The organism is Acidianus infernus (assembly GCF_009729545.1).
GTDB classification, from domain to species: domain Archaea; phylum Thermoproteota; class Thermoprotei_A; order Sulfolobales; family Sulfolobaceae; genus Acidianus; species Acidianus infernus.
On sequence record NZ_WFIY01000004.1, the window covers coordinates 946,889 to 973,154 of the forward strand.

The window sequence follows — 26,266 nt, forward strand, 5'->3', positions numbered from 1 at the left end:
TCTATAATGATTTTTTCACATCATCGTATATTCTATTTACTATGGTTAGAAGGTCGGTCCAGTTATCTAACGCTTCTTTATTTATTACTTCACTTATCTTCTCATCTATTTTCCTTCTTATAATTAGTTCTATCATTTTCTTTCTTCTTTCGTCTATCTTCTTGGTAAACTTCCCGCTTTCTTTTAGATATTTTTCATGAGCCTCAATTGCATCAACTAATTCTTTTATTCCTATCTTCTTTAATGCACTTACCTTAAGAACTAATGGCTTCCATCCATCCCAATTGCCACTGTCTATTGCAAATTTTATTTCATCATAAAGTACATCAGCTTCTGGATATTCTGCCTTATTTATTACATATATATCTCCTATTTCCATTATTCCAGCTTTTAACGCCTGTATCTCGTCTCCAGTACCGGGAACGTTAACCACTGTAATTGTGTGTACACTTGAGACTACTTCAGTATCAGTTTGACCTGCTCCAACGGTTTCAACTATTATGGGATTAAACCCTAAGCCGTCCATAGCTTCAATTAGCATTATAGCCTCAGAGGATACTCCGCCTAAATGACCCCTAGAAGCAATGCTTCTTATGAAAACATTGTTCATCATTGTTTTATCTTGTATTCTTATTCTATTTCCCATAAATGAGCCCATAGAAATGGGACTAGATGGATCTATCATAACAACTCCTATTTTTTTATTCCTTCGTTTTGAGAATTCTTCGATTAATGACGAAATTAATGTACTCTTTCCCGCTCCTGGAATTCCAGTAATTCCTATTGTGTGAGCGTTACCTGCTTTTTTACTTAATTCTTCTAAATATTTCATTCCTTCGTCGGTCATGTATTCAATTTTTGTAAGTACTCTAGATATAGAAAGCTCGTCTCCCTTTAATGCATTTTCAAGTAGTTTGTCCAATTTTTATACCTCTTTTCTTTTCAGCTACCTTTTTAACCTTTTCAACGATTTCCTTTAGACTAGACCCTGGTAGAAAAACTTCATCTACTCCCATACTTTTTAGTTTTTCAACATCTTGTGGTGGTATAACTCCACCAACTATTAATCCTACGTCAGTTAGCCCATTTTCTTTCATGAGATTAATTAATGGCGGTATTAGCTCTAAATGAGCGCCGCTCAATATGCTCACTCCTATAACATCTGCATCTTCTTGGATTGCGGTTTTAACTATTTGAGAAGGAGTTTGTCTTAATCCAGTATAAACTACTTCCATCCCTGCATCCTTTAATGCTCTGGCTACTACTTTTGCTCCCCTATCATGTCCATCTAAACCAAGTTTTGCAATTATAACCTTTATTCTCTTTTCCATATTACTCAAAAGTTTATTGTGTTTAAAATGTTTAAACTTTTTCTGACTATAATTGAGCGCGAGATTTGGGTAAATTCTTTATAAGCTCTCTTCTTACTTTTATCTTATGTTTGAGATCTGGTACATTCATATTACGCTTGCCATAATATCAGTTATTGTATCCATATTGATATTAGCGGAGTTTTACAAACTTAAAAAGGAGTTCAATAAGAGTAAGGTATTTTCAGTATTATTAGCAGTTTCCATATTACTAACTTTAGATAGTATATCTGACTTATTCGCGTTTTCAATGTGGAGCTCTAATAGAAATCCAGTTATAATTTATCCTTCGCTCGCAATCTCTGTTTTTACAACTCTAAGTATAATTCTCATTTATTATTATATTACTAGAGTTTAATCTCCTTGTACTTTTTAATTAGTTCCTTTACACTTAATGCGGAGGAAATTGCAACTATTATTATCCCAAAAACTGCAGAATCAATTATTTTTCCAGTTAATAACAGAGCGATCTCTAAAACTAAGGAAGTAAGGAAAAAGGATGACCAGAATGCGGAAATTGGTATTAAATGATTGGCAACTTTTACAAATTCTGAGAGTAAAACCTTATTAATTACATAACCTTCTGGAGTTTCTTTAACTAGACCTTGTTCTTCAAGCCTCTTTAGATGATAATGAACTAATGACGGCGAGCTTATTCCTAAATCTCTCTGGATTTTCTTTAATCCTATTGGCTTTCCTTGTTTAAGGAGATAATAATAAATTTTCTTCCTAGTCTCATTGCTATTAATGCTCTCCATGTTATCAAAATTATGTTATACACTAAAATAAAAATCTGTTTGTATACAACTGTATATATGATGAATAAGTATAAAACTTTTTAAAAGTAGGTAGATTTTGTGAGTCCTTTATTAATGGTAATAATAGGCTTAGCTTTTGCTATAATAATAGCCTTCTTTGTAGTTCTAATGATGCCTGTTGAATTTTATTCTCAACCATCTAATAAACAGTACGGAAATCTTTATATGCTAGCATACTATCGAAACTTAGAGATAAACTATTCTGAGGCAGGTATTACATATTATATACCAGCTTCCTTATCTAATGTAACAGTTGATAATTTCATATTAGGCCCTCCTAATGTAACATTAGTTGGTAATATCATAGCAGGTCCTGCCGAATATTCTAATGTATGCTTTAATATTTTGCCCAGATTTGTGTGCACTAACTCTGGAAACTCTAAAATAACCTTTAATATATCAATTCATGTTTATTCAAATATTTGCGATATCCATGTAAGTATACCTGCAGGAGAAGGATATTATCATATTTGTTCAATCTATGAAAATATGACTAATAATAAAATTTTGCTATCAATAACTATAAAACTTAACAATTTACAAAAAGATTCACTTTTGATTATTCCAATAAAGGTTAATTCATGTACTCAGTACTTGCAAATTTATGTTAATTAAATCAGCCGGGGATATTCTATTCATCTATTCATCCTTCATCGAGTTCATCACAAGTTAAATTCCTTTAGAGTATGATAAATTGCAGAGTCAGCAGTTATATTTTCTTCTAAGGGTTTTCTACTACTTCCTACGTCAATTCCTCTGTATCTTAAAGCAATCTTAATTCCTGATGGATAATCCGCTAAAGAAGTAACTTCGACCAATTTGTCTACAATTTCTTGAAGTTTTAAGGCTTCAGTAATTTTACCTTCCTTCACATTCTTATAAAGTTGCGAAACCACTTCTGGGGCGAAATTTGAGACCCCTGATACTATGCCATCTACACCATAAAGTAATGATATAAGTATAAATTTATCATTTCCTGCTAAAAACTCAAATTTACTATTTAAATTCTTTAGGAATCTCATGTAGTTTATTAAACTCTCAAAATCGGAAGTAGTATACTTCATACCTTGTATAATTCCATCTTCTACAAGCTTCTGTAGTACCGTAAGTGGAATATTGTATCCTACTAAGGAAGGAATATTATACACGTAAACCTCTTCTCCGAATTTACCTAAGTCTTCATAATAATGAATTAAACCTTTTTCGCTAGGCTTATGATATATTGGGGGCACAGAGAAAATTCCATTAACTCCTAGGTCAATAAAATATTTTGCTAATTTTAAAGAATTATATGTGGAATTTTCGTTAACCCCCAATAGTACTTTACCTTTAGCTACATCAATAACCTTCTTAGCTACTTGCATCTTTTCCTCTATTGAGAGCATATTAAATTCTCCAGTAGTTCCTAGAACCCAAAAACCATCAACTCCTCTGCTTAAATTGAACTTTATAAGCGTATCAAGGGCATCTAAGTTTAAATCACCAGAAGAATTAAACGGAGTAACTAAAGCTGTTAATAATCCTTTCATACTTCTCTGCAAGAATTGAAGATTAAATCTTTAACGTTAATAATAATCTAAGTAGATCTCTTTCATACACTGTGCCTACTAGTTCTCCATTTTTATTCAAAATTCCTATAACGGGAACCTCTTTCTCTCTGAAGGTGTCTAGGAGTTTCTTTATTTTATCCTCATCATAAAGTGTAATAATTTCATGAAGCTCGACGTCGCAAGCTCTTAACTCTTCATATTTTGATGGTTCTATTTCTAATAATTCTTCTGTAGATATATATCCTAGCGCTTTTCCCTCATTACATACAATTATTGAATTAACTCCTAACTCGTTTATTTTTTGAATGACACTTCTTAAGTTCTCTTCGCAAGAAGCTGTTACATACTTTAAACTAGGTAAAATATTTGAAATTTTATTTTCAATAAGACTTTTATTTCTTTGTCTAGTTTTTACTTTATAACCTGATATTGCCTTGAATATTAATGGAACTAAAAGAGCTGAAATGGATATTGCCAATGCCGAGAACGAATATTCAATTTGATTTATAAGGCCTAAACTCAGCGCACTAATTAATAGCGAAGCGTCGATTCCTCCTTTAGTAGAAGTTCCTAATGCGTTAATCATACGTGGAACTTTTACTAGGATAGCGGATATAAATCCAGCTAGGAATTTACTTGCAATTATTACTGCTGTTATTATAATACCTATAGAAAGTATAGAAAAATTCAATTTCGTGAAGTAAAGTCCTATGCTAACGAAAAATAACGGTTCAAAAAATCCATAGGTAAACCCGTGAAGTTTATCTAAAAGATCTTTTCTATCTTTAAAGTAATCTCTGAGTAAAAACCCTAGAAATAATGCAGATATAGCAGAATTAAAGCTGAATGCCTCAGATATAAATGAAATTATAAGAATTAGAGATATTATACTCGCAAACTCAACTTCTCTAGCATTTATGTATATCTCTATTTTTTCAAGAGCTTTAGCTATATAAGGCGATAATAAAAAAATGCCAAGGATGATACCTAGAATTCCTAAAATTGTAATTATAAAATTCTTTGCAAAGTTACTTATAATAGCGAAAATTATTACTGAAGTTATTTCTACTATTGTTCCCTCGTAAAATATCACGACTCCTATTTTCTCCTTAGATATTCCTAAGTCAAGAAGTAATCTAGTTAATGGCCCTACACTTGTCATACCTAGTGGTATTGAAAGAAGTATTGCGTCTGGTATTTCTAGAAAGTATAACAAAAGAAAGATAAGTGTAAATGGTAATATTAATTGTATGATAGATGATATTAAAACGCTTTTATCAGTATTTATTTCATTTAAACCTATTTCTTCCGCACCAGCTAAAAATAGTAAAAATACTATACCTAAAGACGTTATGAATGAGATTATTTCGTTAACCCTTATAAAATTTAGAACTCCTTGACCAAGAATAATTCCTAAGAATATTGGACCGACGAAGGGCACTAGTCTTAACCTGGAAAAAGCCTCTTCCATTAATTTTGCTAGTATCAGCATTATGCCTAAATAAAGAAGAGATATTATTACTAAACTCATAGTGAAGGTTTATTACTTTCTTAGGAAATATAAATTTGATGAGGTACTCTCATAGGGAACTACAATATTTGCTAATAATTAAGAGGTACAACGATAGTGGAAGGCCAGCAAGGTTGACCTCAATAGCTAAGGATATTAATGTAGCTCCAGCCAGTGCATTCGAAGAGCTAAATCATCTTGCTGAAAAAGGTTTGATCATCAAGGATAAGAGCGAAATATGGATTACCGATGAAGGAAAACAATACATTATTAAAGCTATTAGGGCTCATAGAGTAATAGAATCTTTCCTAGTTAAATTAGGCATGAGTAAGGATGAAGCTTGTAAGTATTCTAAACAATTTGACTTAATGGTTCCAGAAGAGATAATTGAGAAGCTATACATATTTCTTGGAAAACCTTCAAATTGTCCTCATGGAGAAGAAATACCTTAACTTTTTACAATCGAAACTTTTTAAAATATAAAGTAAAGAGAATAAAGTTATGATAACAATAGTAGTTACCCCAATCGAATACATTCTCGCTATAATCTCAGGAGTTCTAGTTGGATTTAGTTTAGGTTTAATTGGTGGGGGAGGTTCAATACTAGCGGTGCCTTTATTACTGTATTTCGTAGGATTAGCTACTGTTCCTCCACAATATGCCTCAAATCCTACTTTGGCACATGAATATTCTGATTATGTTGCCCACGTAGCTTTAGGAACCACCGCACTTGCTGTAGGATTGAATGCGTATATTAACAGTTACATGCATTTTAGGAAAGGAAATGTAAGGTTGCCAGAAGGCATAATGTTTACAATACCCGGCGTTGTAGGTGCAATGTTAGGCGGGTACGCTAGTCATATAACTCCTGGACAGTCCTTATTGTTCTTCTTCGGAATTTTAATGATAGTTGTGGCATTACTTATGTTAAGGCCACAAAAGCAGGCAACAAAAACTATTGCAAAAACTCAAACAACTCAAATAAGTTTGAGAGGATTCTCAGCTTTATCAATAAAATCCTTAACTTCTGACGTTTCAATAAAGAAAGTAATTCCTACGGGTTTCATAGTAGGCTTTGCATCTGGATATTTTGGAATAGGTGGAGGATTCCTAATAGTGCCTGGACTTTTATTCAGCACTGGACTATGCATGATTAAGGCAGTAGGGACATCATTAATCTCAGTAGGAACTTTTGGAATAACGTCGGCAGCAGTTTATGCATATTATGGTTACGTTCTTCCACTAGTCAGCATAGCTTATTTAGTAGGTGGAATAGCGGGAGGATATGCAGGAGCTTCTATTGCATCAAGAATGCCTAGAGGAATGTTAAGGAAAATATTTGCAGGAATAATTATAGCCGTAGCCATTTACATTATGTATGAAAATATTAATGGACTAATGGTCTTGTTCCATTAAACTTTCGTAAAGCTCATTAATTTTTTTGGAAAGAATTTCTATGCATTCTTTGGAACCTTGTAAAATGTAAGTATAATTTTCTGCCGATATTCCGTCTTTTAATCTTTTTATGCACTCTTTCAAATCCGGTTCATTTTCGTATTTATTGATGAAATAATTTAATTCTGATGAAATCCATTTATAAATACTATTTTCTTTTCTTTCCTCTACGTGTCTTTTTACCTTTTCTAGTGCAGTCCTTGATAGGATAAAGTCCTGCATATCGTAAAACTTCTTTGAAAACGACATATGAAAAAACCTATATATTAAAGGCATAAAGCTTTACCTATGAGCTTTTCTCCTACGACTAAAGGAGAATATTACATGACAGTAGGGATAGTAGCAGTAGTTCTGATATTAATCTCTCTTGCCCTAGGTCCTTTAGCCCCGTTGGATGAACCAAAGGTTTATGCTTATGACGGTAAAATTTACAATTTAGGTGATGCAGTAGGAGTTTCATTTTCAGCCTTTATCTCTTTAATGGTTTTCATAATATCTGCAGTAATACTTTGGGGTAGTAAAAATCCTTGGTATAATATAATAATTGATTCGTCTGCAATTTCTTTTATTTTCCTCAATTATTTGAATTATGCTGTAATTTACTTAACGTGGCATCCACAAATGTATATTCTCCCATTCTTTATAGAGATAATATATAATGGCGCTAAGGCATTGCAATTGGATTTAGGTCAAGTAGTCTTAATAATCCTTTTATATAGAGTTTACAAAATAATGAAAATGCCCCGTCCCCTATTTGGGTCTGAAAAGCAGTAATGCTTTAATGAGGACTCACAGCCGGACGGGGTACATGATGATGCCGACATAAACGGAATAATGAAGACAGGGTCGATGATCTGATTTTTAATAAGAATTAAGTTGTTGGTAGAAATTATATACGCTTTTAATTACAAAATTGTTGAATAGTCGATCAATATTTAAACAAGCTTTAGCTAAGTTTTATAAACTTTAGATATATCTAAAATACGTTCTAACATGGATTATGACCTAAATTATGCTAAAAAAGCACTTTACATTATGGCTCCATTAGCAATCATGGTAATGTATACTGAAGGAATGTTAATACCTTCACTTCCTTCAATAGAAAGAGAATTTAATGTAACTACATCTCAAGCAAGTTGGATAATTTCAATTTATTTACTAAGTGGAATAATAATGAACCCAATAGCAGGAAAATTAGGAGACATTTATGGTAAGAAAAAGATTCTGAGTATCGTGATCTGGATATACGCAATAGGAGTTACATTGACTGGATTTTCGCCAAATTTTATTGCACTCATAATATTTAGGGCAATTCAAGGACTAGGCTTAGCAATGTTTCCACTAGCGTTTAGTCTAATAAGGGAAGAGTTTCCGCCCAACTTAGTTCCGAAAGCTCAAGGTACTATAAGTGCAATGTTTGGAATAGGTAGTGCAATATCTCTTCCCATAGGTGCATATATTTCACAAACATTAGGATGGCAATATACTTATCACACCGTTATTCCTTTAGTAATAATACTTGCGGTACTCATAATTAAGGAAATAAGGGAATCTAGAGTAAGGTTACAAGATTATAAAATAGATTATATAGGCGCAGGAATTCTTGGTACGTCTTTAGCAGGAATAATCGTAGGAACGACTGAAGCACCTAGCTGGGGTTGGACTTCATTTAGTACTATAAGCTTACTAAGTTTATCTATAGTAATATTTGGTATTTTTATATTTTTTGAGAGTAAAGTCAAATATCCTCTAATTTCTGTAAATTTATTAAGGAGGAGAAACGTCCTAATATCTAACTTAGCTGCAGTAGTAGCAGGATTTGCTATATTCATGGCTTACCAATCCTTAACTTACTTGTTTGAAGAGCCAACTCCTATAGGCTATAACTTGGATATTTTCACGACTGGGCTATCTTTACTTCCATTAGCATTAATACAAATAATAGGAGCTATGAGTGCAGGAAGGAGTATTTCATTAAAAGGACCTAAGCCGATCCTAATTTTAGGCTCTGGAATTTTAATTCCTACGTACTTCATAACTTCATTATTAGTTTATAATGGATCTTCCACGCCAATAATGTTAATCATATTAATTTCTTCAATTTCAATGCTAGGTGCGGCATTCCTTAATGTCGCTTTAATAAATCTCCTAACTTTTTCAGTAGAAAGAGAAGTTATGGGCATTTCAACTTCTATAAATACGGTATTTAGATTAATTGGAGGAAGCCTTGGTCCAGCAATAGCTGGCTCAATAATGGATACTTTTACAACTGCTATAGAATTTCCAGTTATTTATAACAATCATTTAACTTATATCGTTACAACTATTCCTTCAGATTATTCCTTTTCAGTAATTTATATTATATCTGGAATAGTCGCAGTTATTATGACTATTCTAGCTTCGCTTTCGGTCAACATTACATATAAGAAGCTTTCGACAAGTAAATGATTATGTCACTAGAAGAAATTGCAAAGCAAGTAAGGGAATGTACTAAATGCAAACTCCATTTAACTAGGAAAAATGCTGTTCCAGGCGAAGGTAATCCAAAAGCAGAAGTGATGTTAATTGGCGAGGCTCCTGGGGCTAATGAGGACGAGGAAGGCAGACCATTTGTAGGAGCTGCTGGAAAATTGTTAACAGAATTATTGTCTTCGATAGGCTTAAGTAGGAAGGACGTTTTTATAACAAACCTAGTTAAGTGCCGCCCTCCTAATAATAGAGATCCTGAAGAGGACGAGATAATAGCTTGTTCACCTTATCTTGACGAGCAAATAAGAATTATTAAACCTAAAATAATCGTTACGTTAGGTAAGCATTCAACTACTTATATCCTAGGAAAAATTGGTATAAAAGTTAAGTCTATTTCTGCAGTTAGAGGAAAGTTCTTTACATGGAATTATGGCGATATAAAAATTTCAGTATTCCCTACGTATCATCCTGCGGCAGCACTTTACAATCCTTCTCTTAGAGATGAGCTATTTTCAGATTTTAAGAAAATTTCTGAAAGGCTAAACTCAAAAGTATTTACTCTTGATTACTTCTTGGAGAAAAATGGATCTGGGAATAAAAAATAAAAGAGTTATTGTGACTGCATCAAGCAAAGGTATAGGTTTTGCTACTGCTAAAAGATTTTTAGAGGAAGGTGCTAAGGTAGTTATATCTTCCCACGACGAAAGGAATTTGGTAAAGAGCTATGAGAAACTTAAGGAAATAAGCGACGAAGTTTACTACGTTAAGGCGGATTTAACCAAGCCAGACGAAGTTAAGAATCTAATAGATAAAGGTTCTTCTATTTTAGGAGGATTAGATGTCCTTGCTTACGTGACTGGAAGCCCAAAGCCTGGTAATATTTTTGAGCTGTCTGACGAAGATTGGTATCAAGGTTTTAATTTATTGTTAATGAGCGCAGTAGTAGCAGTAAGACAATCTGCAAAGAAAATGAGCAAAGGAGGTAGGATAATTCTTTCAACTTCAATTACGTTAAGGCAACCACTGGATAATCTAGATTTATCTAATGTAATCAGATTATCTTTAGCTGGTTTAATAAAATCTGCAGCAAGACAGCTAGCTCCTAAAGGGATATTGGTAAATGGTGTAATGCCAGGATGGACATTAACAGAAAGAGTGGACCAACTTGTAAAAGATAAGGCAAGAAGAGAAGGAAAAACTGAGGAAGAGGCATTAAAGGAAATCATTAAAGATGTTCCTTTAGGTAGGCCTGCTAATCCTGAAGAAATAGCAAATGTTATAATATTTCTTGCATCAACTCTATCAACTTATGTTACTGGCGCAATAATACCGGTAGATGGAGGATATCTTAAGGCTATATTTTAAAATCTCTTTGGCTAATAATACTCCCTTTTTTCTTTAAATAGAGAAATTCACTTCCTTATTTACCTAATTGTTATATTTAGTATTCCCTAATCTTCTTGTTAGTGAAGAGTATTGAGGTTACTCGAATTTTACACTAATAATTTCAGAAGCTTAAGTGATATTAGCATAAAGGACATTGGAGGCTTAAATGCAGTAGTAGGGTTTAACGGTTACGGGAAAACTAATTTTCTGTCTTCTATTTATCTATTTATAAAGAATTTGAACGCTGGAATTGAAAAGAGGTCCTTTGAAGACAATAATCAAGAGTATTTACTACTTTGGCAAGGATATGATACTTCTAAGGAGATAACTTTGGGAGGTAAAATAGACTTTTCCGAAGATGAGGTGTCCAAAGCTATAGGTAAAAGGAAGAGAATGGAAATAGAGATTATAAACAAATTAAAATATGAACGAAAGGAAGTAAAATGGGATTTAGACACAATTAGGATAAATGATAGTATACCTACTAGAGATGAAATTGACGACGTAAGGAGGTTATTTGAATTAGCCTCGCAACAAGTAGAATACGTTCCAATATTCGACCAAGGATATTTTGATAACATAATGAAACGAATTATAGAAATAAGCAGGTCTCCAATTAATTTAAGGAAATACTGGTATGATTTTGTAAATCTAGTAAGTGCAACAATTCCAGAAATTAAGGGCTTAGAAATATGGGAAGGAGGAAAACTAGTGCTAAATGTTTACAATTTGCCAATATATATCGATCTAGCGGCAAGTGGATTCCAAAGAGTAATCCTTATGTTATTTGTAATATGGTTAAGCGGAAATAAGGTTCTCCTTTTAGAAGAACCAGAAGTTAACATGCATCCTACTTTACAGTATAAAGTTACAAAACTACTTAAAGGTTGGACTGACAATCAAATGTTACAAGTCTTTATGACTACTCATTCTCCTTTTATAGTCTCTAGTGATATAGATAATTATATAATTTTAAGAAGGAAGGAAGGAGGATTCTCCAAAGCAATAAGCGTTAAGCCTAATGAAGAATTAAAAAGTATGTTAAGCCTGCTGAAAGTAAATCTTAGCGATCTTCTTTTTAGCAGGTATATAATTCTTACTGGAGAAAATGCAGAACCCTCGGCTGTTTATAATTGGCTAAAGAAGATGAATATTTATCCCGAATATAATGGAATTTCAATATACGCCGTAAAATCTGATATTGAACTACAGTCATGGCTTAGGCTGAAAGAAATACTAAATTTAGATATAATATTCTTTGGTTTATGTGATAAGCTAGATCAAAGTATAAGAGATTCCTGCATACCATTATCTAGAGAAATCGAATCTTATTATACAAAGACAGGGATATTGGAAGCATTAAAATTAATAGGTATATATCCAGATGAAAAAGAGCTAAGAGATCTGAGCAAAGACGATAACCTCAGATGGTTAATAAACGTTATGAAGAAGAGAGGCCTAGATTACTATTACTTAAGATCCTCAATAAGTGATATAATTACTAGAGTAGATTCAGTTGAAATACCAAAAGAGGTAGAAGTATTAGGGAATAAAATAAAATCTCTGCAAACTTATAATTAATTATGATTTCGCAATACCTTGAAGAGCTTGGTATATTACTGATTATGTTAGGTTTTCTTATAGTATTTCTAGGAATACTTTATGAAGCTTTTAAACCTAGAGAAGAAGGAGAGGAAAAAGAAACTCAAGCCGGAGGCGTAATTCTTATCGGACCAATACCTATAATTTTTGGATCCTCAAAAAAGATAGAAAAATGGATGCTAATTGTTGCATTAGTTATTGTAATTATAATGGCTTTACTTTATTTATATGAGGCCTCTAGCCTTCATGGCATTAACTACTCTCTCTACAGCAACTACCATGGCTGAAGTTCTAAGATCTTGATCCCCAAGTTTATTATACTTGGAATACATCTCACTGAACGCCTTTTCCATTCTATTTAGTATTAGCTTCTTAGCTTCCTCCTCTTCTATAATTTCTCCCATTTTGTTGTTAGCCCATTCTACATAACTTCCCACAACTCCACCAGAGTTTGCTAAAATATCTGGAACAACTGGAATTCCTCTCTGTTTCATTATTTCGTCAGCATCTGCAGTTAAAGGACCATTTGCACCTTCTACTATTAGTTTTGCCTTAATTTTAGGAGCATTAAACTTGTTTATTACGTTTTCTAAAGCCCCAGGAATTAAAATATCACATTCACTAATTAGTAATTCATCATTAGTAACTTTCTTTCCTTCTGGATAATTTATTACTGATCCAGTAGTCTTTTTAACTTCCATTAGTTTGTTAAAATCTAATCCGTTATAATCTATAACTCCGCCTTTAGAGTCGCTTACTCCAACAATCTTAGCTCCCATTTCCGATAGGAACTTGGCAGCAAATGACCCCAAATTACCGAATCCTTGTATTATAACTCTTTTTCCTTCAATGCCATCTAAGAATTTTTCTGCAGCTAGTTTCGTAATGTGAGCAACTCCTAAACCTGTACTATACTCTCTTACAGATATTCCTCCTAATTCAACTGGTTTGCCTGTAAATGCACCTAGATCTACTCTGCCTGAAACTTTAATGTATTCGTCTAAAAACCATGCCATTATTTGAGAGTCAGTATTAACATCTGGTGCAGGAATATCGAGGTCGCTCCCTATGTATTTATAAAGAGCATCTATGAAATTTCTAGAAAGTATTTCTAATTCTGTCCTAGAAAGAGATTTTGGATCTACTCTTATTCCAGCTTTTCCTCCCCCGTAAGGTAATTGTAATAATGAGTTCTTCCAGGTCATTATCATTGATAATGCAATAACTTCATCTTGAGTAACGTTAGGATGATATCTTACTCCTCCTTTATATGGACCTAAGGCACTATTATGCTGTGATCTCCAACCAGTAAATGTTTTAATTTTTCCATTACTGCTAGGAACTTGAATTTTTACTTGAATTACTCTTTCTGGAGTAGCCAGTGCCTCTAATTGATCATCTTGTAAGCCTAGTATTTCTCCAACCTTATATAATTTCTTTATTTGCTGAGTATATAAATTCGAGGACAAAACTTCTTCTATAGCCATTATAGAGAAGTTCACCTTACTATAATAAAAATCTAATCTGATAGAAGTTTAAATCGTTAAAAAATTCTCATTTTCTTTTGTATAGAAGAACAATTAATGCAACAATTATCATTGTTATAATAATTGAAACTTCTAAAGCTAACGAAGGATCTATTGCCTTATATGGTAGGTTAGTATTAGTGTAATCGAAATAATTAGGATAAGTTAGATTTAAAGGAATCATTGAGTTGCCTACAAATACCACTTTTTCATTAACGTTATACGAATTACCGTCTATATTCCCAGATTCTTCTTCTATTAAAGTTCCGTTATAGAAGTAAAGTATAGTAAAAGACTTTGTAGAAATATTTTCATATTCTATTACATTATTATAAGTTTTACCCAGAATGTTTAAACTTGTTACGTTAACTCTAGTAAACTCTTCATTTTCCCAAATTATATTTGACGAATTACAAACTAGGAATGTTATTGGCAAGTCAGTATAATTTCCTATAACTAATGATAGTTCAAAATACGAAGATTCCACAGGTTGACCAGCAATGAAACTAAGAATGGCATACCTATATATAAAATACCCATTGGCAAAGATATAAGGATAAAATATCTCCCTATAAGTGTTAGGAGTTAATCCTGCATATAGTGAAGAATAAGTGCAGTCTAGATATACATATGGTTTAAATGCTTCCTCTAGCTGATTACCTAAATATTTTAGTTGCGTTGATGAGTTTCCTGATAAGCATTTTAGAAGGAAGTTTGCATATAAATTGTAAGTCTTATTCCCAATTTTGTATGAAAATGTGTAATTGAAATTATACCCTATACCATTGCACAATACATAGAAGTACTGATTTATTGTAGAGAATGTAGATAAATTGTGATATTTATATGCAATTAAGGTAAGGTTATTTATAGTGACTTTGGTTTCGTTAACATATCCTAAAGGAAAATTAAATTTTGTTGCTACAAAATATAAATAATATGCACTACTATTATATAGTAATCCAGGATAAATATATGGATAATGAAAACATAAAGCGTCATTCAAGAGAGTTACGTTAAATATACCCGGTCTTAGGAAAGTTATGTTAGACATGTTAAAAGTTGATAAATTATATTTAGAAAATATTTTACTGATACTATAATTAACCTCTATTATCCCATTATACTGTGAGATTACATTATAATCTGCAGTATAATTTGCAATAAATTTCATTTTTATAGTAGAGTTTTCCGTAGTTTCATTATAAATAGAAATAAGGTATTTTAAATGTGAATAGTAAGGTATTTCAGTAATTATAGTATTTGTTGTAAGTGGAGGAGAACTAGGTAAGGCAAACGATAAAATTTGAGTGAAAGGTATTGCTACTAGAAGGGCTAGGACAACTAATGTATACTTTAGCATCATATAGACACGGTTAAATATTAATTAATAACTTTAATCCCACTATGGAAAGGCCACTTGTAGCCGTTGGTGGAGTTATATTTTCTGGTAAGAGGGTATTATTAGTTCAGAGGAGTAAACCACCAAATAAAGGGTCTTGGGCTATTCCAGGAGGAAAAGTAGAATTTGGTGAAACATTGAAGGAAGCTCTGATAAGGGAAATGAAGGAAGAACTGAACGTTAATGTCGAACCAAAGGAATTATTAGGTGTAATTGAAATAATAAAGGAAGGTTTCCATTATGTAATACTAGATTTTATTTGCGAAATAAAATCTGGCGAGATTAAAGCTGGATCTGACGCCTTAGATGCAAAATTCTTTTCATTAGAAGAGATGAGTAAAATTCCCATTTCTCCAACAACGATAGAAATGATAAGGAGATATTTTGAGGGCGAAAGAATTCCATTATTTATTACTGAAATCTCCAGGTAGACTTATCCTTGGTGTCTAATACTTTTATTCCGTGAGATTCTAGTATGCTTCTTATCTGATCTGATAAATCGTACATCTTCTTTTGCCTTAATAGATTCCTCACTTCAATTATTCCGTCTATCACTTCATAAATTCTTTCATACGCTAAACCCATTTCTTCGTCCATTACTCCAAATACTTCATTAAATATTCTAAATCCGTCTAAAGCTATTGAAGCTCCAAGAAAATCTCTACTATTCTGCAACTTGGAAAATACGATATTAGCTATCTCGTGAATCTTCTTTAATGCAGTCGCAGTGTCAAAATCGTTACTCATCGCCTCATCGAATTCCCTGATCTTCTGTATTATCTCTCTTTGAACCTTAATATCTTCGTCCTTAGAATAACTTTTAGGTCCCTCTTTAAGTATGTCTTTCAATATGGCTACTGCATCTTTTAATCTTTGAAGTGAAACTTTGCTCTGCTCTAAATTCTCCTCGCTGAAATCTATTGGAGATCTGTAATGAGAAGATAAATACCAATATCTAAGAACGTCTGCGCCGTATTTCTTTAGAGCATCTTTTAATGTTATTATATTTCCTAAAGATTTACTCATTTTTTCTCCTCTAATGTTTAAGAACGCTACATGCATCCAGTATCTTACCCAGAGTTTTCCGGTTAACGACTCTGTTTGAGCTCTTTCGTTCTCGTGATGAGGGAATATTAAGTCCATTCCGCCTCCGTGTATATCAAATTGCTCCCCAAGGTATCTAGTTGACATTGTAGAGCATTCTATATGCCAACCTGGCCTTCCTTTACCCCAAGGAGACTCCCAATAAGGCTCTCCAGGCTTCCAAGCCTTCCATAAGGCAAAATCGTATGGATGTCTCTTTTCCTTAACAAATTCTTCCCCTTGATTCCATTGATCCTTCTTTGTGTTGGATAGCTCACCGTAATGAGGATAGGTATCTACATCAAAATAAACACTACCGCTAGGGGCTACATATGCGTGACCTTTCTCTATTAGCCCTTGTATAAAGTCAATAATTTCTTTTATGTGTTGTGTAACTCTTGGATGCAAATCAATTTTAACTTTTAGTAGTGATAGATTCTCTAGATAATCCTTTGCGTAATAATCTACAATCTCTTCCCAAGATTTTCCCGTCTCCTTTGCTCTATTAATTATTTTATCGTCTATGTCTGTTATATTTTGAATTCTTATTACGTTATATCCCTTAAGTCTTAAGTATCTAACTATTGCATCGTATGCAACAAAAGTTCTTCCGTGACCTATGTGAACGTAGTCGTAAACTGTAGGTCCGCAGACGTACATTTTGACTATTCCGTTTTCTACTGTTGAAAAATCCTCAAATTTACGTCCTAAAGTATTGAATACTCTAATCACAAGTAAAAAGAGGTAAACTATCCTTTAAATATAACAGATGTACGCTCTCTACATTTGGGAATGATACTGAGCTTTTCTGGATTTTCCTTTAACGTATCCGCTAAATAGATGGAAGTTAAACCAGCTAGTAATACCAGCGAAGATATATTCTTTAATTTAGATGATGATGGGGGCATTATTCTTTCAGCATTAAGAACGTCCGCTGTAACGTCATCAATTCTGTCATTACCTATAACTATTGGCAAAAGTAATTCCTTTCCTCTAACATAACTTTCTACCTCATTGTGGTTAACTTCTGGAATTTCACCATAAAAAGCTGGAGATTTAGCATTTTCATTTATTTCTTGTTTAAACCTTATTGCAATGGGGAGGTAAGTTGAAGCATAAAATACTGGAATTTTACCTATAATCTTGGAAGATAATTCTTTTCCAAGATCCTTGTATTTTTCCTTATTTTCTATTATTCCTTCTTTTAATTCATCTAAATTTATCTTATTTATTGAAACTGTTGACAATATTTTTAATAAAGGTGTTATAAGTACTGGGAACGAGTACCTAGTTTGGGATAGGCCTTTAACCTTGATAAAATATATCTTTTCCTTGTGCTCTTCTGCAATTTTTTCTAGATTACCGTCAGAGGATATTACTACTATTTTTGAGCCTTTTTCTAAGCCTTCTTTAACTGCTTGTATAGTTTCACTAGTTGTGCCAGAATAGCTCATTGCTATTAATGTTGTATTCTCATCGACCTTCCTAGGTATGCCAGTAATTGCCCTATAGTCTACATTATAATCCAAGATCTCTGCAATCTTGCCTGGTATGTAACTTCCTCCCATTCCAGTAAATATTATGCGATCAGTTTTTATTTCAAAATTTATTTCTTTAGCTTCTTTTATAGCTTGATCAAAGAGCGAGTCCCATTTTAGATAATTTTCAAGCATTCTTTATCGCCAAGGATATACTAATTGATGGCGGATTCGATGTAATATTTACGTTAACACTCTCTAATCCAAATTGTTTCATATTATGTTTAAAGGTAAGTACAACATCAGAAATTATTTGTGAAATGCAATCAAGTAGATCTTGCACGATCTTACTAAATTTCTCGTTTGATAGCATGGAAAGAACAGAGGGTTGCATTATGTAAGCGTACATTAAATTAGTTCTTTGAATAAGTTGGAAAAAGTCTGAGACCGCTTTATCGTAATTATTTTCAGAAGTGCTTTTATCAAAGTTACTTACCAATTCTTCTTCTTTATCTATTTGTTCCTTGATAAATTGTAATATTCCTTGCTCAGCTATACTTAAATTAGTTTCACTTAAGTTATTCAATTCTTCTCGTAGAGAACTTATCTTGTCTTTGGCTATCATGAGTACTCATAATAAAATGAAATATAAATCCTTAATCTTTAGGAATAATATGGACAAAGTAGTAGTGTTAGGCGGCGGAGCAGCAGGAATGAGTGCTTCTTCAAGAGTAAGAAGGCTTAATCCTGAGGCCGAAATTACTGTTTTTGAAGAAACTAAGATGGTAAGTCATGCACCGTGTGGGGTTCCTTATTTTGTTGAAGGGCTTTTTAATGACGAAAACTTGTTCATGACTTATACGCCTTCTTTCTTTATAGAGAAAAGGAAGATAAATGTTAAAATAAATGAGAAAGTTGAAGAAGTAGACTTATCCTCTAGAGTTGTAAAAGTTAATGAGAACGGAACAAGGAAAAACGTAGAGTTTGACTACTTGGTCATAACTTTAGGTTCTAAGCCTAAAAAAGTAAAGGAAGAAGGAGATAGAATATTTTATGCTCATCACCCAGCAAATGCAGTAGAATTAAGAAAAGCTCTTTGGAGTTTAAATAAAATAGCAATTATAGGTGGAGGAATTCTCGGAGTAGAAATGGCTGAAGCTCTTTCCAATATAGGTAAGAAAGTAATACTCATTCACAGAGGGGGATATGTCCTTAATAAAATGCTAGATGAAGATATGGGCAAAGTAATTACCTCAAGCATGGACGTAGAGCTTAGATTGAATGAAAGTTTAGAAGAAATTAAGGAAGGAGGAAGATTAGTAATTACAGACAAAGGAAAGTATGAAGTAGACGGAACGTTAATAGCTATAGGCGTAGAACCTAACGTCGACCTGGTAAAAGATCAGCTCAAAATTGGAGAGACAGGTGCTATATGGGTAGATTCTCACATGAGGACTAGCGTTAGGAATGTTTATGCTGCAGGCGATGTAGCAGAGAGCATTCACATGGTAACTAAAAAACCTATTTGGATGCCTTTCGCTCCAGTAGCTAATAAGATGGGTTTCGTAGCAGGCAGTAATATAGCAGGTAAGGAAATGGAATTTCCTGGTGTAGTTGGAACAATGATAACTAAATATAAGGATTACTTTATAGCAAAAACTGGTATTTCTGAGGCTGAAGCTAAGCGTTACGGAATTAAAGTTTATTCAGCAATGATAAAATCTAAGACTAGGGCAAGGTATTATCCTGGAGGAAAAGACATTTATGTAAAACTCATTGCCGAAGAGGGAAGTAATAAGATAGTTGGAGGTCAAATAATAGGCGGAGAAGAGGTATTAGGAAGAATAGATATGTTAGCTGCAATTATTATGAAAGGATTTACAGTTGAAGAAACGTTTTTCGTGGAAATGGGATATTTACCTGCTATAGCAACAGTATGGGATCCGGTGATAATAGCGACTAGGCAATTAATGAAAGCTGAATAGGTATTACGCCATATTTAAATATTTCGATTATTAAACATTAATAGAAGATGCAATCTCAGCAAAATATTATGGAAATACTCAATAGTATTGTTGTAAATTATGTTTCAAAATATCTAGCAATTACTTCTCTTGATGATTATGTAGAGTTAAACAGTACTACTTCTCCTTCTGTTTTAGAAAATGAGGATATATTCTTTGAAGTTCATCCTTCTTCTTTTACTCAGGAAATTTATGCAGTAGATGGAAGTAGCAGGAGCTTTGTATCTGGTAAAGGTATAATAAGCGTCTCAGCTGTCGCGATTTCATCTTCCTCAATTCCTATTTATGGAGTTTATCCTTCTTTAGATGGAGAAAAAGAGCTAGAACTAAAAGAACCTTTTATAGCCGTAGCTTCCTCAGTATCCGAGAATTCTAAAATTGACCCTTACCTATATTTTGGTCCTTATGTCTCTCCAATTTCAATAACAGGAGATCCTTTTTATTCAACTGAAGGATTTGAGGTTATAGAAAGCGAAATAAGATCAGTATTAGAAACTAAGGCGCTAAACGTTGTTAAAGGCAAAGGTAAAATAATAGTTGATGGCCCTCTTTTTCCTTCCTATTTGTATTTAACTTCAAAGTTTAAGGAAAAAATTTTGGAAGAAAGAAAAAAGATAATAGATAGTAATTTTATAGGTATAGTGAAAAGATTAGATAAATCTAGAGTATTAATTGATTCAATAGATGATAGAACAAGGTCAATAATTTACCAAAAATTTAGGATTGACCCAAAAATATTCCTCTCCGACGAGTCCTTTATACTTCATCTTGTAAGGTTTAATTATTCGCCACCTTACAAAATTCTTGCATTAGGTCCTTTCTCTAAGAGAATATGCAACAATACGACAGTTTATATGTATTACTTAATTATTCCTTTTCATCCTTACGTTTCCAAATTCTCCATCTTAAGAATAGAGACACTAACTAAAGATCCAACAATTTTGGGAATGATAGCATCTATGGGGATAACAAAGGACGGAATTCCGCCATTATTAGCTTTGGCAGACTTTAAAGCAAAGAAGACCAGTTTAGCTCTCTATAGATACATAGTATCCATAGTAGAAAGGCTAGGAATTCAGGCTAGCTTCTACAGTAGGCTATCCGGTGAGCTCGCTTGACCAGCGATGAGTTAATCAATAACATTAAAGATCGAGTTGATAAAGCAAAAGCTTTAGCAATAACTCTAGGTAGCATTATAGGAAAAGTATCTCCAAATTCTCCAAATAAAATAGATGAGGAAAACTATACAGTTAACGTTATTGTGGATCCTTATACTTATTATAAATACTCATTTTTAGGTAGAATAGGAGTTTTTCTTGGCGCAATAGATATAAAAACACTTTATTTCATTTTATTAAGAGTAATAGGATACGAGAGGAGTGATGTAAAATCGTTTCTTTTTGATAATAATTTCATGAGTAATGTTGAAGAAGAAACTCCAGGGACTTTGATAAATAACGTTACACTAAAATGTGAAATGTTAACTAAAATAGATATACTTTCATCATCTGAACCATCTCCTGCAGATATTGTAATAGAACCTCAGTCTCCAGTCATTTTACCAAATGCTGACTTGATAGAGAGGTCATTAAGCCTTAATAGAGGGCTATTAAAAGTTGGGACTTTAGATTACCTAGATCTAGATGTTAAAGTTAGTTTAAGTCTAGATGATTTGAATTATCACGCATTAATTATAGGAACTACTGGAGCAGGAAAGACTTCCTTCATAAAAGACTTAATTTCCGGTTTATATATGATAGGCGAGGAAGGTACAAAAGTATTCATATTAGATGCTACTGGTGATTATTATCACATTTTCTTACCACCAGACTTTACAGATAAAGGAGTAAAGAAGGGTATTGCAGAATTTGAGAAATTATATGGCAAATTAAATAAACTAGAAACAGATGTAATATTCCCCATAACAAAGACCTGGGTTAGAAAATACGCTAAATCTGGAAAGATAGAATCTATTACTTCGGCATATCATGAGCTATACGTCAAACCTCTTTTGGAGTACCTTGACATGAAAGGCCTTAAAGTATATTCCTCAGTTTTAGGAAATCAAATAATTTTGTCAAATAGTCAGTGGAATTCAAAGATAAATCTTCATCCCTTTTTCTTTAGGTACCGAGACGTTAGGAAAATCTTATATAAACTTAATCCTTACTTCAGTGAGCAAGCTTCTCATTTCCTTAAAATATTTTCCTCAAGTAAGGAAGCTAAGGAATGTAAAACTTTGGAGAAATTAATAGACTTACTGAACGATTCCGAGTTTGATAAGTTTAAATTACACAAGAGTACAAGGGAAAATATTCTAAGGGGATTATACTTACTTAGAGAAACAGAACTATTTGACTTAAAGGCTCAAAGAGACCTTTTAGTTAATGTAGTGAAAAATTCTGGAAGTTTAATAATTTTTGATATTTATAACGGAGAGTTAGATGATCTCTCTCAGAAAATACTGACTTACTACTTCCTAGATAGATTATTTGCATATAGAGAAAGGCAAATGAGGGAAGGCAATATTAAAGGAAGATTTCTAATAATTATAGATGAAGCTCATAGATTCTTTCCATCGAGTAAAGGCGGTGAGGAAGATACTAATTACGTAAAGAGAGTTGCAGGAAAAATAGCCACAATGATGAGGTTAGGAAGAAGGAGAAAAATAGGATTCATATTTTCTACACACAATCCTTCTGATTTGAGCGATATAATAGTTCAATTAGCTAATACAAAGTTTATTTTCCGTATAAGTAAAGAAATTGCAGAACAGCTTGGTTTAACGCCCACAGAGGCTAAAATGCTTAGTTGGGAAAGGAATGGAGTTGCTTATTTAATTTCACCTTGGTTGAGACAAGGAAAAGTAAAAATTAAAGTTCCTGTTCCACCACCTATAGGGCATTATGACTTGTCAAAGACGTGATAAAAATGATTAAAGAAGAACTTCTTTTGTATATAAAAGAAGGTAGAAAGGAAGATTTTCTTAAGAAGATATCATCAATATTGCCTCCATCAGATGACGTTAGTATTTCTTTAGGCAAAATGGGGCTTTATGAATACGTTATTGATAGGAACGGCTTTAGTTTAATTCAAATGGCTGAAGATGAATATTTGCCTTATCTTTCTTCAAACGAAAAGAGAATAGAATTTCATCAAATACCAAAGACACTAATAGAAAAAATCGATTACGTGAAAGTCCTAGAACAACTAAAATCTATTTTAGAGCAGTTTGGAGGAAGAGATAAAAAATACTCCTCCTTAGCTAAGGAAGTAGGTGAGCTAATTGAAGCTCTCAGAAACTAAGGTAAGGACTCAGAATATTGTACATTATGAACAAACAAATTTCATGGGAAGACTACACGGAGGCGACATGTTGAAATTTCTAGTAGACACTGGGATGCTTTCTGCAATAAAAGTTGCAAAGACTACTAGTGTAATAGCCTCTCTAGATAATGTAGTATTTAAAAAAGGAGCAAATCTAGGTGATATAATTGAAGTAGAGGCTTACGTAGCGTATGTTGGAAATACCTCAATGGAGGTTGAAATGTCAGCATATAGAGGAGATGAGAAAATAGTTACTGCAACTGGAGTTTACGTTAAAATAGACGAGAATTTTAGACCGCAAAAAGTTGGTGAGGTAATAGACTACGATAATGAGGAAGAGAGGGCTATAATTGAGAGGGCAATGAAAAGAAGACAGAATAGGATAAGAAGTATGAAAAGTAATGAAGATCAAACAAAAGGTCTAAGGTTTAGGATAACAAATGCTGTATATATATCTCCTGACCTAACTTATGATGGCAAAATAATCTCTGCCGGCAAACTTCTTAAAATGATGGACGACTTAGGTGGTTCTTTGGCTTTAAAATTCATAGGTTATAGAGGATATGACAAGTACTCTGATACCGTGGTTACTGTCGCAATATCCAACATGAGCTTTTATTCCCCAATAAAGCTCGGGGATATAATAGAAATTAACGCAGGTTTAACTTATGTAGGCAGAACATCACTTGACGTTTTAATCAATGTTTTCAAAAACGGTAAAGAAAAAGTTACGGAGGCTTACTTCTCATATGTAAGGGTTGATAATGAAGGCAAACCTAAGGAAATGCCTAGATATTACCCAGAAACTGAAGTAGAGAAAAAGCTATGGCAGGAGGCTATAAATAGGAGGAATTTGCAAATCAAGGAGAAAAATCTTTAATTTAATCTAAGTTCCTTCTCATGATGAATTATTTATCCTTAGCAGCGATGATTATAACATATTCTCTAATAGCTACCAGAGGTATTACTAAAATACCTCCATGGGCTTCAATGTTTTTTGGAGGAGTATTAATGATAGTACTAGGAGTATTAACTCCAGAGAAGGCTTTATCTGCGATTAACCTTGACGTAATCCTTTTCCTTATAACCATTTTTACGTTTGCCTCATCTCTAGAAGTTTCCGGATTTCTTAAATACATTGCATATGCTATAATTTCTAAGTTTAAAAGACCAGATAAGGTACTCTTTAGTGTCCTAGTTACTTCTGGTCTGCTCTCTAATCTAGTTACAAATGACGGATTATCAGCAAGTTGGACCCCAGTAATTTTGGAAATGAAGAAGGAAATGAAAATAGACGAAAAACCTTTCCTTTATGCATTAGCTTTTGGTGTAACAATAGGAAGCGTTATGCTTCCCACTGGAAATCCTCAAAATCTTTTAATAGCTCTAGATTCGGGAATAAAGAATCCATTTCTAGTATTTATAGAATATTTATCAATTCCTACTCTACTTAACCTAGTATTAACTTATCCAATCTTAAGGCTGATGTTTAGGAAATATTTGCCCAATCTTACGTTTAATCCTGATAAAATAGAAATAGAAAATAAAAGGTTAGCTTATTCATCTTTTATTCTTCTTTTAATAACTATAGTTCTATTTTTCACATTAAGTTACGTCGGTATAGATATACTTCTAGGCTCTCTTATCACATCTTCAATTTTACTTTTAATATCCCCAGAGAGAAGAGATATTGTAAGGAGAATAGATTGGAGCACTATAATTTTCTTCATAGGTTTATTTATATTTACAGAAGGAATACTCTGCGGGGGTGTAATTGCAGAAATGTCAAAATTTTTGCCACCGCCAACATCAGTTCTTCTCATATTCATATCTTCAATTCTTTTAAGTCAAATTTTATCAAACGTTCCTCTAGTTGCAATTTACATTCCAATAATGTTTGAATATCATTCAACTAGTATTGCCGATTGGTTAGCTCTAGCTGCAGGGAGTACAATAGCTGGAAATCTTACTTTAATAGGTGCTGCAAGTAATATAATAATTTCGGAAGCATCAGAAAATAGAGGAGGAAAAGGATTCGGATTTTTCGAATTTATAGCTTACTCATTACCGGTACTTTTATTAAATTCCTTTATCCTTTACTTATTTCTTTTGTTGGAAGCTCCTTGATACTGCAAGCAATTGCATTTCATTAGTCCCCTCGGCTATTTCCATTATTTTCGCATCCCTATACAATCTCTCAACTTTAGAACCTCTATTTAATCCGTGACCTCCGAAAATATGTAAAGCAGTTCTAGTAGTTTCCGCAGCAGTAACTGCAGCAAAATACTTAGCCATAGATGCCTCTGTTAATGCCTCAACTCCTTTATCCAATAGAGAAGCAGCTCTCCAAGTTAAGAGTCTTGCGGCCTCAACTTTTATATAAGCGTCAGCTAAGTTAAAGCCTATCCACTCCTGTTCTATTAATGCCTTACCGAACTGTTTTCTGGTAGATGCTCTATTAATAGCCTCCTCTACCGCACCTCTGGCAATTCCTACTGCTATTCCGGCATAGCCGTTCCTGCTTATCATCAATGCTTTTATAGCTCCTCTAAACGCGTCTCCTTCTTTTCCTATTATTGAATCCTTAGGAATTCTAACATTGTTAAATTTAACATAAGATACTCCTGCTCCCCTAATGCCCATTAAATCTAACTTATGAATTTCTATTCCGGGTAGTTTAGAGTCTATTAATAGTAGTGAAATTCCGTTCTTGTCTCCGGGATTACCGCTAGTCCTAGCTAAAACAACCATTTTTGTTGAAAATGAGGCAGCGCTTGTAAATATTTTCTCTCCGTTAAGTACTAACTCATTTCCATCTGGTTTAGCTGTAGTTTGAAGTGCTCCTAGATCTGAACCTGCAGTAGGTTCAGTTAAGGCTACTGCATAAATTTCTTTTGCTTTCACGCCTCTTTCAATCCAATCTTTAGCAGAATCTCCCCCTATTGACAAAAGTAGTTGTAATGCATTAAGCTGAGTATGAAGGCTGTGGGAGGCTCCTCCACTTTCGCTTCCTAATTCTTCAGTTGCTATTGCAAAAGCTATTTCTCCTAAACCTAAACCACCATACTTTGTTGGTATCTTCATGCCTAGTAAGTCCATTTCCCCGAAGTCCTTAACTATTTTATCTCCTCCGTCGTTAGTTTCATCCATGGTCTTTGCGTAATCTTTTACAACTTTTTGTGTATAATCCCTTACTTTATTTCTATATTCTTCTAATTCTTTTGAAAGTTCAAACATAAATCTCGTTATATAAAGAGTATAAGCAA

At 33.2% G+C, this 26,266-nt stretch carries 29 protein-coding genes; 17 read left to right on the forward strand and 12 right to left on the reverse strand.

Annotated elements, in window-relative coordinates; all coding sequences use genetic code 11:
- Position 1 precedes the first annotated feature (1 nt).
- Both meaB and D1867_RS05815 read right to left on the reverse strand, forming a co-directional pair.
- The gene (gene meaB / locus D1867_RS05810) at positions 2–922 is read right to left on the reverse strand and encodes a methylmalonyl Co-A mutase-associated GTPase MeaB (protein WP_155863167.1); all 921 of its coding nucleotides are present in this window, start codon (positions 920–922) and stop codon (positions 2–4) included.
- A complete protein-coding gene (locus D1867_RS05815) occupies positions 906–1,331 on the reverse strand; it encodes a cobalamin B12-binding domain-containing protein (RefSeq protein WP_155863168.1) in 426 nt (141 codons plus the stop codon). The genes meaB and D1867_RS05815 overlap by 17 nt, the downstream gene beginning before the upstream one ends.
- A gap of 106 nt (positions 1,332–1,437) precedes the next feature.
- Between D1867_RS05815 and D1867_RS05820 the strand changes: the two genes are divergently transcribed.
- Positions 1,438–1,728 (forward strand): hypothetical protein, encoded by a 291-nt coding sequence (locus D1867_RS05820; RefSeq protein WP_155863169.1) that lies wholly within the window; start codon positions 1,438–1,440, stop codon positions 1,726–1,728.
- Here D1867_RS05820 and D1867_RS05825 read toward each other — a convergent pair.
- Entirely contained in the window at positions 1,718–2,128 is a 411-nt protein-coding gene (locus tag D1867_RS05825) for a winged helix-turn-helix domain-containing protein (protein ID WP_155863170.1), read from the reverse strand. The two genes, D1867_RS05820 and D1867_RS05825, sit on opposite strands and share 11 nt — an antisense overlap.
- A gap of 99 nt (positions 2,129–2,227) precedes the next feature.
- Between D1867_RS05825 and D1867_RS05830 the strand changes: the two genes are divergently transcribed.
- A complete protein-coding gene (locus tag D1867_RS05830) occupies positions 2,228–2,803 on the forward strand; it encodes a hypothetical protein (RefSeq protein WP_155863171.1) in 576 nt (191 codons plus the stop codon).
- A gap of 47 nt (positions 2,804–2,850) precedes the next feature.
- Here the strand turns inward: D1867_RS05830 and D1867_RS05835 are convergent, their stop codons facing one another.
- Together D1867_RS05835 and D1867_RS05840 are read right to left on the reverse strand one after the other, a co-directional pair.
- Positions 2,851–3,717, reverse strand: a complete 867-nt coding sequence (locus tag D1867_RS05835) for a dihydrodipicolinate synthase family protein (RefSeq protein ID WP_155863172.1) — start codon at positions 3,715–3,717, stop codon at positions 2,851–2,853.
- A 22-nt stretch (positions 3,718–3,739) separates the two neighbouring features.
- Entirely contained in the window at positions 3,740–5,269 is a 1,530-nt protein-coding gene (locus tag D1867_RS05840; RefSeq protein ID WP_205737138.1) for a cation:proton antiporter domain-containing protein, read from the reverse strand.
- Positions 5,270–5,307: 38 nt separating this feature from the next.
- Between D1867_RS05840 and D1867_RS05845 the strand changes: the two genes are divergently transcribed.
- Entirely contained in the window at positions 5,308–5,700 is a 393-nt protein-coding gene (locus tag D1867_RS05845; protein ID WP_155863173.1) for a metal-dependent transcriptional regulator, read from the forward strand.
- 49 nt (positions 5,701–5,749) lie between these two features.
- Positions 5,750–6,664, forward strand: coding sequence for a sulfite exporter TauE/SafE family protein (locus tag D1867_RS05850; protein ID WP_155863174.1), 915 nt, complete (start codon positions 5,750–5,752; stop codon positions 6,662–6,664).
- Here D1867_RS05850 and D1867_RS05855 read toward each other — a convergent pair.
- On the reverse strand, positions 6,644–6,952 hold the full coding sequence (locus D1867_RS05855) for a hypothetical protein (RefSeq protein WP_155863175.1): 309 nt from the start codon (positions 6,950–6,952) through the stop codon (positions 6,644–6,646). The two genes, D1867_RS05850 and D1867_RS05855, sit on opposite strands and share 21 nt — an antisense overlap.
- Positions 6,953–6,991: 39 nt before the next feature.
- On the opposite strand from D1867_RS05855, the gene D1867_RS05860 reads away from it, so the two are divergent.
- From D1867_RS05860 to D1867_RS05885, 6 genes are all read left to right on the forward strand, one after another.
- The gene (locus D1867_RS05860; RefSeq protein WP_155863176.1) at positions 6,992–7,477 is read left to right on the forward strand and encodes a hypothetical protein; all 486 of its coding nucleotides are present in this window, start codon (positions 6,992–6,994) and stop codon (positions 7,475–7,477) included.
- A gap of 219 nt (positions 7,478–7,696) precedes the next feature.
- A complete protein-coding gene (locus D1867_RS05865; RefSeq protein ID WP_155863177.1) occupies positions 7,697–9,151 on the forward strand; it encodes an MFS transporter in 1,455 nt (484 codons plus the stop codon).
- Positions 9,151–9,777 (forward strand): type-4 uracil-DNA glycosylase, encoded by a 627-nt coding sequence (gene udg, locus D1867_RS05870; RefSeq protein WP_338078105.1) that lies wholly within the window; start codon positions 9,151–9,153, stop codon positions 9,775–9,777. The genes D1867_RS05865 and udg overlap by 1 nt, the downstream gene beginning before the upstream one ends.
- Positions 9,755–10,537 carry an SDR family oxidoreductase gene (locus D1867_RS05875; RefSeq protein ID WP_155863179.1) on the forward strand — a complete coding sequence of 261 codons (783 nt, stop codon included), beginning with the start codon at positions 9,755–9,757 and terminating at the stop codon, positions 10,535–10,537. Before udg ends, D1867_RS05875 begins: the two co-directional genes overlap by 23 nt.
- Positions 10,538–10,648: 111 nt before the next feature.
- Positions 10,649–12,139, forward strand: coding sequence for an ATP-dependent nuclease (locus D1867_RS05880; RefSeq protein ID WP_155863180.1), 1,491 nt, complete (start codon positions 10,649–10,651; stop codon positions 12,137–12,139).
- A 2-nt stretch (positions 12,140–12,141) separates the two neighbouring features.
- The gene (locus tag D1867_RS05885; RefSeq protein WP_155863181.1) at positions 12,142–12,447 is read left to right on the forward strand and encodes a TIGR00304 family membrane protein; all 306 of its coding nucleotides are present in this window, start codon (positions 12,142–12,144) and stop codon (positions 12,445–12,447) included.
- Here the strand turns inward: D1867_RS05885 and D1867_RS05890 are convergent.
- The gene (locus tag D1867_RS05890) at positions 12,385–13,641 is read right to left on the reverse strand and encodes a Glu/Leu/Phe/Val family dehydrogenase (protein ID WP_338078106.1); all 1,257 of its coding nucleotides are present in this window, start codon (positions 13,639–13,641) and stop codon (positions 12,385–12,387) included. The two genes, D1867_RS05885 and D1867_RS05890, sit on opposite strands and share 63 nt — an antisense overlap.
- 73 nt (positions 13,642–13,714) lie before the next feature.
- Positions 13,715–15,052: a hypothetical protein gene (locus D1867_RS05895; RefSeq protein ID WP_155863183.1), complete on the reverse strand. Its 1,338-nt coding sequence runs from the start codon at positions 15,050–15,052 to the stop codon at positions 13,715–13,717.
- Between the two features lie 41 nt (positions 15,053–15,093).
- Here D1867_RS05895 and D1867_RS05900 point away from each other — a divergent pair, with 41 nt between their 5' ends.
- Positions 15,094–15,519 carry an NUDIX hydrolase gene (locus D1867_RS05900; protein ID WP_155863184.1) on the forward strand — a complete coding sequence of 142 codons (426 nt, stop codon included), beginning with the start codon at positions 15,094–15,096 and terminating at the stop codon, positions 15,517–15,519.
- On the opposite strand, the gene cysS is transcribed toward D1867_RS05900, so the two are convergent.
- The 3 genes from cysS to D1867_RS05915 are packed head-to-tail and all read right to left on the reverse strand — an operon-like array spanning position 15,500 to position 18,274.
- Positions 15,500–16,903, reverse strand: a complete 1,404-nt coding sequence (gene cysS, locus D1867_RS05905) for a cysteine--tRNA ligase (protein WP_338077978.1) — start codon at positions 16,901–16,903, stop codon at positions 15,500–15,502. The genes D1867_RS05900 and cysS overlap by 20 nt on opposite strands.
- A gap of 17 nt (positions 16,904–16,920) precedes the next feature.
- Positions 16,921–17,844: a bifunctional phosphoglucose/phosphomannose isomerase gene (locus D1867_RS05910; RefSeq protein WP_155863185.1), complete on the reverse strand. Its 924-nt coding sequence runs from the start codon at positions 17,842–17,844 to the stop codon at positions 16,921–16,923.
- Positions 17,837–18,274, reverse strand: a complete 438-nt coding sequence (locus tag D1867_RS05915) for a hypothetical protein (protein WP_155863186.1) — start codon at positions 18,272–18,274, stop codon at positions 17,837–17,839. The genes D1867_RS05910 and D1867_RS05915 overlap by 8 nt, the downstream gene beginning before the upstream one ends.
- A gap of 49 nt (positions 18,275–18,323) precedes the next feature.
- Between D1867_RS05915 and D1867_RS05920 the strand changes: the two genes are divergently transcribed.
- The 6 genes from D1867_RS05920 (at position 18,324) to D1867_RS05945 (ending at position 25,127) form a co-directional block, all read left to right on the forward strand.
- The gene (locus tag D1867_RS05920; protein ID WP_155863187.1) at positions 18,324–19,634 is read left to right on the forward strand and encodes an FAD-dependent oxidoreductase; all 1,311 of its coding nucleotides are present in this window, start codon (positions 18,324–18,326) and stop codon (positions 19,632–19,634) included.
- A 68-nt stretch (positions 19,635–19,702) separates the two neighbouring features.
- Positions 19,703–20,791, forward strand: coding sequence for a DNA double-strand break repair nuclease NurA (locus D1867_RS05925; protein ID WP_162309151.1), 1,089 nt, complete (start codon positions 19,703–19,705; stop codon positions 20,789–20,791).
- A complete protein-coding gene (locus tag D1867_RS05930) occupies positions 20,788–22,599 on the forward strand; it encodes an ATP-binding protein (protein WP_155863189.1) in 1,812 nt (603 codons plus the stop codon). Before D1867_RS05925 ends, D1867_RS05930 begins: the two co-directional genes overlap by 4 nt.
- Positions 22,600–22,604: 5 nt before the next feature.
- Positions 22,605–22,979, forward strand: coding sequence for a hypothetical protein (locus tag D1867_RS05935; protein ID WP_155863190.1), 375 nt, complete (start codon positions 22,605–22,607; stop codon positions 22,977–22,979).
- Positions 22,960–23,880 carry an acyl-CoA thioesterase gene (locus tag D1867_RS05940; RefSeq protein WP_155863191.1) on the forward strand — a complete coding sequence of 307 codons (921 nt, stop codon included), beginning with the start codon at positions 22,960–22,962 and terminating at the stop codon, positions 23,878–23,880. Before D1867_RS05935 ends, D1867_RS05940 begins: the two co-directional genes overlap by 20 nt.
- 23 nt (positions 23,881–23,903) lie before the next feature.
- Positions 23,904–25,127 carry an ArsB/NhaD family transporter gene (locus D1867_RS05945; RefSeq protein ID WP_170283905.1) on the forward strand — a complete coding sequence of 408 codons (1,224 nt, stop codon included), beginning with the start codon at positions 23,904–23,906 and terminating at the stop codon, positions 25,125–25,127.
- Here the strand turns inward: D1867_RS05945 and D1867_RS05950 are convergent.
- Positions 25,101–26,237, reverse strand: coding sequence for an acyl-CoA dehydrogenase family protein (locus D1867_RS05950; protein WP_155863193.1), 1,137 nt, complete (start codon positions 26,235–26,237; stop codon positions 25,101–25,103). The two genes, D1867_RS05945 and D1867_RS05950, sit on opposite strands and share 27 nt — an antisense overlap.
- Positions 26,238–26,266: the final 29 nt, after the last annotated feature.